Here is a 15,118-nt window from a genome sequence, read left to right on the forward strand (position 1 = left end):
GTCAAAAATTATTCCCACTCAATCGTTGCAGGTGGTTTGCTTGAAATATCGTAAGCTACTCTGTTGATTCCTCTTACTTCGTTGATGATTCTGCTTGACACAGTATCTAAGAACTCATAAGGAAGTCTGCTCCATGTTGCCGTCATAAAGTCGATGGTGTTAGCAGAACGAACTACTGCTGTGTATTCGTAAGTTCTTTCATCACCCATTACTCCTACAGATTTTACAGGAAGCAATACTACGAAAGCCTGGGATACTTTTTCGTAAAGGTCGTTTTTGTATAGTTCTTCGATGAAGATATCATCAGCTTCCTGAAGGATTCTTACTTTTTCTGCATCTACAGCCCCCAATACTCTGATTCCTAATCCAGGTCCTGGGAAAGGGTGTCTGTATACCATGTGGTGAGGAATTCCTAATTCTTCTCCTACTCTTCTCACTTCGTCTTTGAAAAGCTCTCTTAATGGCTCTAACAATTCGAATTCCATATCTTCAGGAAGTCCGCCCACATTATGGTGAGACTTGATTACTGCAGATGGTCCGTTTACAGACTGGCTTTCGATAACGTCAGGGTAAATGGTTCCCTGAGCCAAGAATTTAGCCCCTTCAATTTTGTGAGATTCTTCATCAAATACATGGATAAACTCATTTCCGATTGCCTTTCTCTTCGCTTCAGGATCATCTACTCCAGCTAATTTTGAAAGGAATCTTTCTCTGGCATCCACCATTTTAATGTTCATATGGAAATGCTCTCCATACTGATCCATTACTTTCTTACCTTCATCTTTTCTCAATAATCCTGTATCTACGAAAATACAAGTTAACTGATCTCCGATTGCTTTATGGATCAAAACTGCCGCTACAGAAGAGTCAACACCTCCTGAAAGACCAAGGATCACTTTGTTATCCCCTACTTTCTCACGGATTTCTTCTACTGTTTTCTCAATATAGTTCGTCAGTTTCCAGTTTTTCTCTGAATTACAGATTCCAAATACGAAGTTCTCAAGCATTTTTCCTCCTTCTTCCGTATGGGAAACTTCCGGGTGAAACTGAACGCAGAATATTTTTTTGTCTTCATTAGAAATGGAAGCAATAACTCCTGATTTTGCGTTTAATTCAAAACCTGCAGGTAACTCACCTACTTCGTCAAAGTGACTCATCCAAACTACAGAGTTCTGAGTCACACCTTTTAATAAAGAGCTTTCTTTAACGATTTCAAGGCTGGCTTTTCCGTATTCTCCTTTTTCTCCTTTATTTACTTTTCCGCCTAAAAGGTGAGCAGTCATCTGCATTCCGTAACAAATTCCTAAAACCGGAACTCCCTGCTCATACAATTCTTTTTCAACCAGGTGAGCATTTTCTGCGTTTACAGAACTTGGTCCTCCGGAAAGGATAATTCCTTTTGGCTGTTTTGCTAAAATATCTTGTAAAGGTGTATTGAAAGGTAAGATTTCAGAGTACACGCCCATCTCACGGATTCTTCTTCCGATAAGCTGGTTGTACTGGGATCCGAAATCTAAAATAATAATACCGTTGTTCATTTTTGATAATTGATTTGTTTGAAAGATATCAGATATCAAACAACAGATATCAGATTTGGGGGTCTGAAGTCTGGAATCTGGCATCTGAACTCTTATTTCTAATATTAACTGTTTTACAAAAAAAGACTTGGAATGACTCCAAATCTTTTCTCGTGATTTTTATTAAAACTTTCCGATGTCTTCTCTGTAGAAGCCGTAATCGAAATGTACATGTCCTGCGTCTTCGTAAACTTTTTTGCGGGCATCATCGAAAGTAGCTCCGGTAGCTACGATGTTCAATACTCTACCTCCATTGGAAACCACTTTGTCTCCTTTTTTGATAGCTCCTGCATATAACAGTTTACTGTGTTTTACTTTGTCTTCTCCTGTAATTTCGAAACCTGTTTCAATGTTTCTTGGGTAACCACCTGAACACATAACAAGACAAACTGCTTTTTCGTCTTTAAACTTAAGCTCAATGTCTTTTCCGTCCATACAGTCCTGGATCACATCTAAGAGGTTGTTTTCCATAAGCGCCATCAATACCTGGGTTTCAGGATCTCCGAATCTCATGTTGTATTCAAGAAGATAAGCTCCGTTCTTAGTTACCATTAATCCGAAGAAAATGATTCCTTTGAAACTGAATCCTTCTGCTTTAAGACCTTTAATAGTAGGTTCTAAAATATTTTGTTCAAAATCAGCGTAGTGCTCCTGAGTAAACTCCGGGCTTGGTGCCACTGAACCCATTCCTCCTGTATTGGGTCCTGTATCTCCGTTTCCTGCTTTTTTATAATCTTTTGCAGCTACACATGGGAAAAGTTTTTCACCATTAGAGAAAGCAATGATAGAAGCTTCAAAACCTTGTAAATATTCTTCAATCACCAAACGGATTCCTGCATCTCCATAGATTCTTCTGATCATGAAGTCGTGGATAGTAGCTTCAGCTTCTTCAAGGGTATCACAGATAACAACTCCTTTTCCACCTGCTAAACCACTTGCCTTGATCACTAAAGGATACTGCTGTGTTTGTACATATTCTTTTGCTTCGTTATATGAATCAAATACTACCGCTTTAGCTGTCTTGATATCATAGGTCTGCATAAATTTCTTAGAAAAAGCCTTGCTCCCTTCCAGGCTTGCTACTTTCTGAGTAGGTCCGAAAACTTTAAGATCATGCTTTTTAAACTCATCTTTGATCCCAGCTACCAATGGTGCTTCCGGTCCAACGATCGTTAAATCAACCTTTTCTTTAATAGCGAAATCTCTAAGTTCTTTGATTTCTGATAAATGAACATTTTTCCCTATTGCATCGGTAGTAGCATTCCCGTTAGCAAAAAACATTTTAGAAATTCTCGGGTCATTCTGAAGCTTTGCTGCTAAAGCAGATTCTCTACCGCCTTCACCTATGATTAATATTCTCATACTTTATTTATTATCTAGTCTTATTCTACAAATATATAATTTTGGATGTTAAAATTACCATCCAAAATTATTTTTTAATTCTATTTTAATTAGTGGAAAAAGTGTCTAACCCCAGTAAACATCATTGGGATTTTGTGCTCATTAGCAGCTTCAATGCTGTCCTGATCTTTTACACTTCCTCCTGGCTGGATGATTGCTTTGATACCTTCCTGAGCGCAGAAATCTACTACGTCACGGAAAGGAAAAAATGCATCAGATGCCAATACTAAATCTCCTGTGAATTTTTCTTTTGCTCTTTCGATTGCCTGCTGTGTAGCCCAGATTCTGTTAACCTGTCCTCCTCCGATTCCGAAAGCCTGGATTCCATTGGAAACAACAATAGCATTAGATTTCACATATTTTACCACTCTCTGAGAGAAAAGCAATGCTTTTTTCTGTTCTTCAGTAGGCTGAGTTTCAGTTACTACTTTGATATCATCAGAGAAATGTAAATCATTATCCTGAACCAGGATACCACCGTCTACTTTTACCCAAGTCTTTTTATCAGAAACAGGGTTTACGATTTTGATGATTCTCAGGTTTTTCTTTTTTCTTAAAACTTCAAGAGCTTCTTCGTCGAAATCCGGAGCCATTACAATCTCAAGGAATGTTTTGTTTAGCTCTTCAGCTGTTGCAGCATCAATCTTATAGTTCATTGCAACAATTCCGCCAAAAATAGAAACCGGATCACATTCGAAAGTTTTCTGGTATGTTTCCAATGCTGAAGTACCTATCGCAACTCCACAAGGGGTAGAGTGTTTTACGGCACAACAAGCCATTTCTTCTTTGAACTCAGTGACTACTTTCCAGCAAAGGTCCATATCACGAAGGTTGTTGAAAGAAAGTTCTTTACCTCCAAGCTGTTCGAAGTCTTTCATTGCTCCGTTCTCGAAAGTAGAAACGTAGTAAGCTGCTGACTGGTGAGGGTTTTCGCCATATCTAAGATCAGAAACTTTTTTGTAAGATGCATTTAAATACGTTGGATATTCCTCATCTAAAAGCATTCTTGAAATAGCAGCATCATAAGCTGATGTAAGGTTGAATACTTTTCCTGCAAGCTTCTTACGGGTTTCAATGTAAGTATCCCCGTTTTGTTCCATTTCGATTTTTACCGTTGTATAATCTTCTACATCAGTAATTACCGTAACAGAATCAAAGTTTTTTGCTGCAGAACGAAGCATAGACGGACCACCGATATCGATAAACTCTACTTTCTCGTGTAACGAAATGTCTTTGTTCACGTTTTCGAAGAAAGGATAAAGGTTTACGATTACCATGTCAATCAGACCAATTCCGTGCTCCTGAACGGTTTTCATGTGCTCTTCGTTGGTACGAACCGCTAACAAACCACCGTGAACTTTTGGGTGTAAAGTTTTTACTCTACCGTCCAACATTTCAGGAAAATTGGTTACCTCATCAATCTGAATTGGATTTAAACCAGCGTCTTTCAAATGTTTGAACGTTCCTCCTGTGGAGATCAACTCATAATTCTGAGCTTCCAAAAACTGTGCGAATTCAATTAATCCACTTTTGTCAGAAACACTGATTAAAACTCTCTTTTTACTCATTACTTTCAATTTTTACTTTTCACAGTTATTTCAAACTGTATCCGGGTCTTTCACCTCCGGGTTACTTTTTATTTTACTTAGATTTTTAACCATCCCGTCAAAAATTAAAATTTTTGACACCCTTCCTCTGGAAGGGAATTTTACTCATTACTAATTCCCTAAGACCTTATTGATCGCTAGCGGAAATATTTCATATTCAATCTGGTGAACTTTCTGAGCTAATGTTTCCGGAGTATCTTCTGCTGTTACTTCAAAAGATTTCTGAAGAATAGCTTCTCCTTCATCAATACCCGGAGTTACAAAATGCACTGTTGCCCCACTCTCTACTTCTTTAGCCTCAATCACTGCATTATGAACGTTCATTCCCCACATTCCTTTTCCTCCGAATTTCGGAAGCAATGCCGGATGAATATTGATTATTTTACCATTCCAGTTTTCACAGAATTCAGGTTTTAAAATGGATAGGAATCCTGCCAATACGATAAGATCTGTATCTTGTGGGATTACGTTAGTCAATTCACTGCTGAAATTCTTTCCTCTTGGAATCAGTATGTTTTTTATATTATGATTTTTTGCTCTTTCCAGTCCGAAACATTCTCTGTCTGCCACGACCAAAGCTACTTTTGCATTCTGAATTTCTCCAGCTTCAATCGTATCAATGATTCTCTGCAAATTGGTTCCTGAACCGGATACAAGTACAACAATGTTCTTCATATTTTTTTGGCAGCCTTGTCAGGGTTTAAAACCTTGACAGGGCTTTATTTTAAATACATCTTTCAGTTTCCTGTCTGATATCTATTCAATTTATTTTTTTATTACCCGGTGAGTTCCGTCTAATCTTTCTATTTCCTCCACATAAAATCTGGGAGCGGAATCACTGCATCCTGATCTTGAATCTTGTTCCAAACGACCTTTCAATCTATATGTCATGTAATATTGATCGGTCCGATTATCATAAAAATAATCTTTAAAATCGATGGGATCAAGACTGCTTTCTGTTTCAGGATTTATATCTTTTCCTAATAAAAAGTTATATCGTGAGTCGCTTACTTTTTCAACTTTGGCGTCATCATTTTCGTCTCCGCAGGCATATTGCATAAATGTAGCTTCGATGGTGATAAGTTCTCCTAAAGATGTTTTATGTTTCCAGCTATTAAATCCCCAATATCCGACTCCCAGGAGTACTATTATTATGAGACAATAACGGAAGGCTTTCTTCATTTTATAAGGTAACAGCCTAACAATATAACGATGATTTTAATTGTTAGATTGTTAGATTGTTATATTACTATAGTGATATGTTGATTTTCTCTGCTCCTTCAGTGATTTCTCCGATTTCGTAAGCATCATCTAAAAGGTGTAATACTTTTTCAGCATGTTCAGCATCTACTACGATTACCATTCCTACACCCATGTTGAAAGTACCGTGCATTTCTTCACGAGCAATTCCACCTCTCTTCTCCAGTTCAAGCATTACACTTGGAATTCTGATTTTGGAACCGTCAATAGAAGCACAAAGTCCTTCAGGAATGATTCTTGGAACGTTTTCGTAAAGACCACCACCTGTAATGTGAGCAATCCCACCTACTTTTACTTCTTCCAATACTTTATGAATATCTTTGAAATATAGTCTTGTTGGCACTAAAAGGGTTTCGTATAATGGTTTTCCTTCAAACTCCTCTTCGAAGTTCGGGAATACTTTTCTTACTAAAGAGAATCCGTTAGAATGGAATCCTGAGCTTGGCAATGCGATAATTTTATTACCTGCCTTAATGTTTGAACCATCAATGATCTGATCTTTTTCTACGATTCCTACACAGAATCCTGCAACATCATAATCACCCGGCTGGTACATTCCCGGCATTTCAGCAGTTTCTCCACCGATTAGTGCACAGTTGTTATCTTTACAGGCATTCACCATTCCTAAAACGATTTCTGCTGCAATTTCAGAATCCAGCTTTCCACAAGCTAAATAATCTAAGAAGAACAAAGGTTTTGCCCCGTGACAAAGAATATCGTTAGCACACATTGCGAAACAGTCTACTCCGATAGAGTCATATTTTTTGGTATCCAAAGCTACTTTCAGCTTAGTTCCTACCCCGTCTGTTCCTGAAACAAGAACTGGGTTTTTGTATCCACCGATTTCGTAGAAAGCACCAAAGCTTCCCAAATGGTTCAATACATTGGAATTATGGGTTTCACCCACTGCTTTTTTAATCTTGTCAACCGTTTTGTATCCTTCTTCTTTGTCTACTCCTGCTGATTTGTAAGTGTTGCTCATGTCTGCTTAGATTTTTTAGATAATATGTTTCAGATCTCAGACTATTGATGATCCGGTGTCTGTCACCTTACTATCTTTTATATTTCAATTTACTTTTTATTTCAAATTTAGAAAACAAAAAAGCCGACAATCTTTTCAGATTATCGGCCGTTATTTTATCTCAGAATTTCAGAGCCCACAATTTTCCCTTTATGAGAAAAACATTGTTTATAGGAGGTCTGAATTTTCATCTCTTTTCTTTTTGCAAAAATAGTAATTTTAAATGAATATTCAAATTCTATTTTTCAAGGATGGTTTCAATAGCCGCAATCTTCTTTACTTTTTCCTTTAATTCACTGTCTTTCTCTGCATTAGAAATCTTTTGCCCAGCTTTGTCAAAGTTATCATTGAAGAAAGGAAGCGAGAATGTTTCCACCACATTTCCACCGTGAAAAGGGAAACGCTTGGATGCTGCTTCCAAAACTCCAGCTCCACCTCTACCTCCAGGTGATGTAGCCATCAATAGCATTGGTACTTCATTCCATACGGTTCTGTCTTTGATTCTTGACACCCAGTCGAACACATTTTTGAATGCTGTAGAATACGTACCGTTATGTTCCCCTAAAGAAACCAACAGTAGATCTGCTCCATCAATTTTTGCTGCAAAATCATGAGCTTCCTGAGGAACTCCACCTGCTAATTCTCTTTCATGCTTATAGATTGGCATTTCGAAAGGATTTAAATCAATTACTTCTACTTCTGCTTTATCAAATAATGTTGATACATAAGCTACCAACTGCTTGTTCATTGAAACTTCTGAGTTACTTCCTGCTATTGCTAAGATCTTCATATATCGTATTTATTTTTAAGTTATACAGAAGCATCAACCGGATTTCCCAATGATGCTTCTATATTATTTTTAATTTTTAAGGATACAAATTTAGTTTTTTATTTAAGATAAGACGGTAATTCCATTGGGACTTCCATCAATAATATTTCTGCATCTTCTACTGCTTCGATATTAAAGCTTTGCGTATCCCAGATTCCCAATCCGTCTCTTTCATTAAGTACACGGTCTCCTACTTTTGCACTTCCTTTTAAAACAAATGCGTAAACTCCGTTTCCTTTTTTATTCAGCATATAGTTTTTCCCGTTTCCTTTTTTAAAGTTCGCCAGGTTAAACCATGCGTCCTGATGAATCCAGACTCCGTCATCATTTTTATTAGGAGATAGAATCTGTTGGAATCCATTGATTTTCTCACCTTCTTTGATGCTTTTCTGGTCATATCTCGGCTCTACACCCACCTCTTTTGGGAAAACCCAGATCTGTAAGAATTTTACCTCTTCGTCTTTATTTTTGTTATATTCACTATGTTGCACTCCGGTTCCGGCACTCATGACCTGAATTTCGCCTTTTTTGATGACCGCAGTAGTCCCCATTGAATCTTTGTGTTCCAAATCACCTTCTAAAGGAATGGAAATAATTTCCATATCTCTGTGTGGGTGTGTCCCGAATCCCATCCCCTGAGACACGGTATCGTCGTTCAATACTCTTAATACTCCAAAGTTCATTCTGTCATTGTTCTGATAGTTTGCAAAACTGAATGTGTGGTAAGAGTTTAACCAACCATGATTAGCATGGCCTCTTGAATCTGCTTTATGATATACTGTTTTCATTTCTGTGATTATTTATGGTACAAATGTACGGGATGTGAGAGTGAAAAAAGTTGATATAGGATAAGAAAGAAGATAGGGCCCGATCTACTGTTTTTTCTTTTTTCGATAAAAAAAATCTTTTAAAATATTAAATTTCATTTTTCACATCTATAATTTTATTTTTTTAATCTGTCATCATCCCTCATTCTTCGCTACCAAAGGGCTTCCAAAGATATGTTTACGGTGATTTTCTCCCCAGTCTTTTAAAGATTCTACCACCGTTGTTAAAGTTTTTGCATGTGCGGTGGAATAATATTCAATACTCACCGGATAGGTGTCTTTTACGATTCTTTCCACCAAACCGTTTTGTTCAAGCTCTTTTAGTTCTTTTGCCAACACTTTTGATGTCAGTTTCGGAATACTCCTTTCAATTTCAGTAAAACGTTTGTTTCCTGCATTTAATGAAACAATAATAAGTAATTTCCATTTTCCGCTTATCACATCCAGTGTATCACGGACTGGTTTCAAGATCTGTAAACATTCTTTATGATTGTTCTGTTTTTCCATTTTCACTTTCCTTTAGGTAACTGCTATACTTTGGAAAGTGAATTTACAATAATTTTGTCATCAGTAAAAACAAAAAATTCAAAAAATGACTACCATTTTAAATATTAAAACAAGCATCAACGGAGAAAACTCTGCCAGTAATCAACTTTCTGAAGTTGTTATCAATCAATTATTAGAAACAAATCCTGACAGTAAAGTTATGGTTCGTGATCTGGCATCAGATCCTATTCCTCATATGCAAACCACGCATTTTTTATCTTTTGAAATCCCTCATGAAGAAAGAAATGATGAACAGAAAGAAGCTTCAAAGTATTCCGATCAGGCTTTAAAAGAAATTGAAGAGGCAGATATTCTTGTTATTGGAGTTCCTTTTTATAATTTCAGTTTCCCTTCAACTTTAAAGTCATGGATTGACCATATTTCGATTCCGGGGAAAACATTTTCCTATGCTGACGGTGTTCTGAAAGGTCTTTTAAAAAACAAAAAGGTATATCTGAATTTTGCAATCGGCGGAGTGTACGAAGATAAAGGTATCATTGATCAGATGGAATCTTATTTAAGAACCTTACTGGGGTTTATCGGGATTACAGATATTGAGGTATTCAGAAGTGAGGGAATGTCTCTTCCCGAAATAAGAGAGGAAAATTTATCAAAAACAGTTGCAGAGATTGAAACGGTTTTAGCATAATAAATACAGATAGAGAATACTGTTAAGTTTTAGCTAAAGCCAATGGAAGGTATCTAAAATATGAAAGCGGGCTAAAGCCCGCTTCTATTGAATTTTAATCCTATTATTTTACAGACATTATGCCTGTCGCTTGTCGCCTTTTTATATTGAACTAAAAATGTACCTGCTTGATCTCTTCTTCGATTTCTTTAGGGGTTTCATCTTCAGATTTAACGAAGATCATAGTTACCACAGCACCAATTAACATACATACACCTCCTACCACTACATAATCCATGGCCTGCTTTCCAAAAATACCGCTCACAATAGGTCCTCCAAACAGACCATTGATGATCTGTGGAATCACAATAAAGAAGTTGAATATTCCCATATAAACACCCATTTTTCTCTGTGGAATCACTTCAATCAGCATAGCGTAAGGCATTGCCAAAATACTTGCCCAGGCAAATCCTAAACCAATCATAGAAATCCATAAATTATCTACCTCTTTGATGAAGTACATGGAGATCAATCCTAATCCTCCGCACAGCAAAGCTAAGGCGTGGGTTTGTTTTTTACCAATCCATTTAGCAATAGGTGTTAAGAGAAATGCGAATGGGATTGCCCAAAGGTTATACATCCCAAAGAGTTTACCCGTTAAATCCCCGGCATCATTGAATGCCTTCGAGTGAGTATCTTCAGGAGAAAGCCCTAAATGATGAGTTGCCAGTGCACTGGTTGTAAATACCCACATCGTAAATAAGGCAAACCACGAAAAGAACTGAACAATTCCCAGATTTTTCATCTGCGCAGGAATGGCTGCAAAATCTTTAAAAATGTCTGAAAATTTAGATTTTTCATATTCTATTTCTTTGCCGTCTTCAAATGCAGCAAATTCTTCCGGAGAATATTCTTTAGTAGTAATAATGGTATACAAAATAGATATGATCAGCAATACCGCTCCTACATAAAAGGAATAGATCACATTGTCAGCAACAAAACCTTTAGGTGCTACATTGGAAACTCCCAATTTCGTCAGCCAATCCGGTAAATAAGAACCCAGCACTGCTCCAAATCCAATCAGAATGGTTTGTACTGAAAAGCCTATCGTTCCCTGATGTTTCGGAAGCATATCTCCCACTAAAGCTCTGAAAGGTTCCATAGCAACATTCACGGAAGCATCCATCATTGCAAGAAAGATTACCGCCAGTAAAAGGGCATTGGCTGCAAACATCTGAGTTACAGAAGCTGCATTAGGGAGTAAGACCAATCCAATGGAACACAAAATGGCTCCAATCAGGAAATAAGGTTTCCTTCTTCCCAACGGACTCCAGGTATTATCCCCCATATGGCCAATAATAGGCTGAACAATAAGTCCTGTAATGGGAGCTACGAGCCAGAACCACGACAGTTCGTGAACGTCTGCTCCTAAATTGGCAAGAATACGGCTTGCATTTCCATTCTGTAATCCGAATGCCATTTGGATTCCCAGGAATCCCATACTCATATTGATGATCTGAGTAAGTGAAAGTTCCGGTTTCATTTTTCCAGCCATTGCTATTTTTATGCTTATTTTGTTTTTAATTCTTTAATCAAAACATCTTCAAGAGCAGCTTTTTCAGCTACCACTTTATCTACAACATCATTAGGAACCGTCATAGAAAGGACGTACTGTTTTACTTTCCATTGTCCATTGATCTTTTCCACAACTCCTGAACCACGGCAGATTTTCATCTGAGTATCCAGTAATTCATCAAACCAAGCCAGTTTTCCGTCTTTACTGAAGTGGATATTTCTTTTCAATGCGGTAAAATTCCAGGTTTTCTTTTTATCGAAATGAGGCTTTGCCCAAACCATAAATTCTTTTTTATTCCAGATCTCTGTGGCATCTGTTCCGATAAAGGTAGATTCATCAGCAAAAAAATTGAAATACCCCGTATAATCAGCTTTAGCAGCTGCTACGTTAAAAGCATCAAGCATAGTGCTGATTTCTGATTTTTCTTTTTCAAATGTTTTGTTTGACTGTGCAGACAACATTGTAAATCCGAATAAAAACAGGATGAGTGTATGAACAGCTATTAATTTTTTCATAGGTATTATTTATTTTTCAAGTTCAATAATCAATGGTGTTTTGGCAGGAATTGTCAAAGTATTCTGTAATGAGAATTCTTTTCCTGAGATCACCTCTTTTCCTTTGGAGAATCCTTTTAATGATTCTTCAAAATATTTTAAGTCTAACGTCTGATCTTTTGTATTATTGTTGATGACCACCATCACACTTTCCTTATCATTATATCTGAAATAAGTAAAAATATCATCCTTTGGAACAAAATTTTTCGTTTTTCCAGTATGAATGACTTCTTTTCCTTTTCTCCAGTTCAATAATTTCTGAGTAAACTGATAGAATTCTTTTTGTTCAGAGGTTTGCGCTACAGGATTGAATGCATTCTGTTTATCAGTTTTCCAGCCGCCAGGAAAGTCTCTGCGGATATCAGCATCCCCTCCTTTCTCTTTATTTCCACGCATTCCTACTTCTGAGCCATAATAGATCTGAGGAATTCCGCGAACAGTTGAGATCAGGGTTAATCCCATTTTGTAGGCATTAGGATCTGCATTGAAGATTTCATTCCATCTTTCGGTGTCGTGATTTTCAAAAAAGACCATGACATTATTGATATCCGGATAAAGGAAATCGCTACTCAAAGATTCGTAAAGCTTTATCAATCCTTTGTTCCAGCTTTCTTTTTCTTTAAAAGCATTCGGCATCTCTCCAAACAGCATAAAATCCATTACAGATGGCAGGTTTGAATTGTATCCCGCTGCTTCACCTGTCTTAGAATTTTTCTGCCAGGCTGAAATTTGTCCTGCAGTCCCAAGCCATGTTTCTCCTACGATATTGAACTTAGGATATTCATCGGTAATAGCTTTTGCCCATTTCGCCATAGCTTCCTTATCATTGTAAGGATAAGTATCTACACGGAAACCACCTAATTCAGCATATTCGATCCACCAGATAGCATTTTGGGTCAGGTATTTTAAAACCAGCGGATTTTTCTGGTTAATATCCGGCATTGTTTTATCAAACCACCCATCCAAAGCATATTTTTTATCTATTTCTGAAGCATTGGTATCAAACTGAGTGGAAATTTTATAATTGGATCTTTTAAACCCATTTTCACCTTCTTTGAACAGGTGAATCCAATCTTTGGTTGGCAAATCTTTTATCATCCAATGGGAAACACCCCAATGATTGGTAACATAATCCATTACCAGTTTCATATTCCTTTTATTGAGCTCCTGGGAAAGCTTTTTGTAATCTTCATTGGTTCCGTAGCGGGCATCAATTTTATAAAGGTCAGTTTGGGCATATCCGTGATAAGAGTATACTTTTTCATTATCCTCATTCACTGGTGTTAGCCAAACAGCCGTTGCTCCCAGATTCTGAATATAGTCCAGGTTATTGATGATTCCCTGAAGGTCACCACCATGCCTACCGTTAGGCAAATTACGATCTCCTTTTTCAGTTAATTCGGGAACGGAATCATTTTTTTCATTTCCGTTGGCAAAACGATCAGGCATTATGAGGTACATTACATCTTTTGAAGTATAAGATTCCCGGTCTGCAGACCCAGAATTCCTCTGCTTCAGTTCGTAGGTGTAAGAACCAAGATTCTTTTTATCTTTTCCAATATTGATTGTAAACTTCGGAACGTTGATTTCATTGGTTTTAACTGTAATAAAAACATAGTTTGGACTTTCAACTTTCTGAATGTCTTTAATCTTTACTCCATCTGAAAGTGAAATCTCATGATTGGCAATTCCTTTTCCATAAACAAGGATCTGAAGTTCAGGATTTTTCATTCCCTTCCACCAGAAAGCCGGTTCAACTTTTTCCAATGTTTTTGATTGGGAAAAAGCGATTGTGGCAGCTGAAAGGGCAAAAATAGTATATATTCTTCTCATAGCTTAGTCTTAATCTTCCATGTAACCATCAGCTGTGTACTATAAAATGTCGTTAAGAATACTATTGATTATTTTGAAAACCAACAAGTTACACTATACAACACAACAATTTAAGTATGAACAACTTAGCAGCAAATTACGAAAATTTTTTAGAGTTATTATAAAATGATCAGCAGAATTTTCTTTTATTTATGAGTCCTATAGGATTCTTTAACTTGATAAAATTCAGACAGACTCTCTGCCCATTATTACACTTTATTGTAAAGGATAAATCGGAATATTTCACAATTGCCATTATATTTTTTATTAAATTTCCATTAAAACATGTATAAAATCCAATATTAAATCTAAAAAACTCCCATTTTATCCGTTTAATGCTTAATTTTACAGAAAAAATGTTTGATTTTAGTAAAATGTTTGAAAGTGATGGGCCGGATATTGTTTATCCTTGGGCCATACCTATGTTTGCGGGTATCATCTTTATAGAAATGGCGTATAGTCACTTCAATAAAGATAAGCTTTACGAGACTAAAGATGTGGCAACCAATGTGCTTTTAGCGCTTTTAAATTATAGCCTGGATATCATTATGAAAGGGTTTTCGATGCTCGTTATGATGTTCTTTTACTATCATCGTATTTTTGATTGGGAAGTTGGGATCTGGTACTGGATTGCAGTATTCCTGGCCCAGGATTTTGCCTATTATGTCCACCATTATGTAGACCATCATTCCCGTGTCTTCTGGGCGGTACACATTACCCATCACAATTCTGATTATTTCAATATCACCACAGGATTCAGAAGTCCTGTATTTCAGCCGCTGTACAGATATCTGTTCTTTTCCCCTCTGGCATTAGTGGGATTCCATCCGCTTCATGTAATGGTAGCTTATTCTGCTATTCAGATTTATGGAACCTTTGTACATACACAATCTATCAAAAGCATGGGCTTCCTGGAATACATTTTGGTAACGCCTTCTCACCACCGTGTGCATCATGCCTGTAACATCAAATACCTGGACCGTAATATGGGAATGGGATTGATTATCTGGGACAAAATCTTCGGAACTTTTGAAAAGGAAGATCCGGAAGTGCCTGTAAAATATGGGATTTATCCTAAAATGAAGTCTAAAGATCCTGCTACAGTACTGTTTTATGAATGGAGAAGAATTGGGAAGGACCTTAAACAACCAGGACTTTCTTTCAAAGATCGTCTGAAATACCTCTTCTACTCACCGGGATGGAGACATGACGGTACCGGAAAAACAGTGAAGCAGTTCCAGAGGGAATACAAAGAGAAAATAAAAAATAAGCCGCTACCTGTTCAGAATGAGCAGACGGAAGCTACAGAACCGGAATACACTCCGAATTAGAAATAAAAACCCCAAGCTGCTTAGCCTGGGGTTTTTCATTATGTGGTTATATATAATTTTACACTGTTGTTAATCTGACAAAAGAGGAG

At 37.0% G+C, this 15,118-nt stretch carries 14 protein-coding genes; 2 read left to right on the forward strand and 12 right to left on the reverse strand.

The window, feature by feature from the left end; all coding sequences use genetic code 11:
- Positions 1-8: 8 nt before the first annotated feature.
- The 9 genes from guaA to WH267_RS08810 all read right to left on the reverse strand — a co-directional run bounded on the left by guaA (position 9) and on the right by WH267_RS08810 (position 9,029).
- Complete coding sequence (gene guaA, locus WH267_RS08770) at positions 9-1,538, reverse strand: glutamine-hydrolyzing GMP synthase (protein WP_115971129.1); 1,530 nt, start codon at positions 1,536-1,538, stop codon at positions 9-11.
- Positions 1,539-1,700: 162 nt separating this feature from the next.
- Entirely contained in the window at positions 1,701-2,939 is a 1,239-nt protein-coding gene (gene purD, locus WH267_RS08775) for a phosphoribosylamine--glycine ligase (RefSeq protein ID WP_123319701.1), read from the reverse strand.
- Between the two features lie 89 nt (positions 2,940-3,028).
- Complete coding sequence (purH, locus tag WH267_RS08780; protein ID WP_115971127.1) at positions 3,029-4,546, reverse strand: bifunctional phosphoribosylaminoimidazolecarboxamide formyltransferase/IMP cyclohydrolase; 1,518 nt, start codon at positions 4,544-4,546, stop codon at positions 3,029-3,031.
- Between the two features lie 150 nt (positions 4,547-4,696).
- Entirely contained in the window at positions 4,697-5,260 is a 564-nt protein-coding gene (purN, locus tag WH267_RS08785) for a phosphoribosylglycinamide formyltransferase (RefSeq protein WP_340007441.1), read from the reverse strand.
- A gap of 90 nt (positions 5,261-5,350) precedes the next feature.
- On the reverse strand, positions 5,351-5,767 hold the full coding sequence (locus WH267_RS08790) for a hypothetical protein (RefSeq protein ID WP_340007444.1): 417 nt from the start codon (positions 5,765-5,767) through the stop codon (positions 5,351-5,353).
- A gap of 67 nt (positions 5,768-5,834) precedes the next feature.
- The gene (purM, locus tag WH267_RS08795; protein ID WP_340007446.1) at positions 5,835-6,827 is read right to left on the reverse strand and encodes a phosphoribosylformylglycinamidine cyclo-ligase; all 993 of its coding nucleotides are present in this window, start codon (positions 6,825-6,827) and stop codon (positions 5,835-5,837) included.
- Positions 6,828-7,104: 277 nt separating this feature from the next.
- Positions 7,105-7,656: an NADPH-dependent FMN reductase gene (locus tag WH267_RS08800; protein ID WP_340007448.1), complete on the reverse strand. Its 552-nt coding sequence runs from the start codon at positions 7,654-7,656 to the stop codon at positions 7,105-7,107.
- Between the two features lie 98 nt (positions 7,657-7,754).
- On the reverse strand, positions 7,755-8,483 hold the full coding sequence (locus tag WH267_RS08805; RefSeq protein WP_123319706.1) for a pirin family protein: 729 nt from the start codon (positions 8,481-8,483) through the stop codon (positions 7,755-7,757).
- A 174-nt stretch (positions 8,484-8,657) separates the two neighbouring features.
- A complete protein-coding gene (locus WH267_RS08810; RefSeq protein WP_340007450.1) occupies positions 8,658-9,029 on the reverse strand; it encodes a winged helix-turn-helix transcriptional regulator in 372 nt (123 codons plus the stop codon).
- An 85-nt stretch (positions 9,030-9,114) separates the two neighbouring features.
- Between WH267_RS08810 and WH267_RS08815 the strand changes: the two genes are divergently transcribed.
- A complete protein-coding gene (locus tag WH267_RS08815) occupies positions 9,115-9,717 on the forward strand; it encodes an FMN-dependent NADH-azoreductase (RefSeq protein WP_340007451.1) in 603 nt (200 codons plus the stop codon).
- A gap of 151 nt (positions 9,718-9,868) precedes the next feature.
- On the opposite strand, the gene WH267_RS08820 is transcribed toward WH267_RS08815, so the two are convergent.
- From WH267_RS08820 to WH267_RS08830, 3 genes are read right to left on the reverse strand one after another with little or no spacing between them, the layout of a single operon-like run.
- The gene (locus WH267_RS08820) at positions 9,869-11,251 is read right to left on the reverse strand and encodes an MFS transporter (RefSeq protein WP_115971118.1); all 1,383 of its coding nucleotides are present in this window, start codon (positions 11,249-11,251) and stop codon (positions 9,869-9,871) included.
- A gap of 14 nt (positions 11,252-11,265) precedes the next feature.
- Positions 11,266-11,787 carry a nuclear transport factor 2 family protein gene (locus tag WH267_RS08825; protein ID WP_123319709.1) on the reverse strand — a complete coding sequence of 174 codons (522 nt, stop codon included), beginning with the start codon at positions 11,785-11,787 and terminating at the stop codon, positions 11,266-11,268.
- A 9-nt stretch (positions 11,788-11,796) separates the two neighbouring features.
- Complete coding sequence (locus WH267_RS08830; RefSeq protein WP_340007453.1) at positions 11,797-13,659, reverse strand: glycoside hydrolase family 13 protein; 1,863 nt, start codon at positions 13,657-13,659, stop codon at positions 11,797-11,799.
- A gap of 395 nt (positions 13,660-14,054) precedes the next feature.
- On the opposite strand from WH267_RS08830, the gene WH267_RS08835 reads away from it, so the two are divergent.
- Positions 14,055-15,029 carry a sterol desaturase family protein gene (locus tag WH267_RS08835; protein WP_123320116.1) on the forward strand — a complete coding sequence of 325 codons (975 nt, stop codon included), beginning with the start codon at positions 14,055-14,057 and terminating at the stop codon, positions 15,027-15,029.
- Positions 15,030-15,118: the final 89 nt, after the last annotated feature.

This window comes from Chryseobacterium sp. MYb328, from assembly GCF_037572595.1.
Lineage (GTDB): Bacteria > Bacteroidota > Bacteroidia > Flavobacteriales > Weeksellaceae > Chryseobacterium > Chryseobacterium pennae.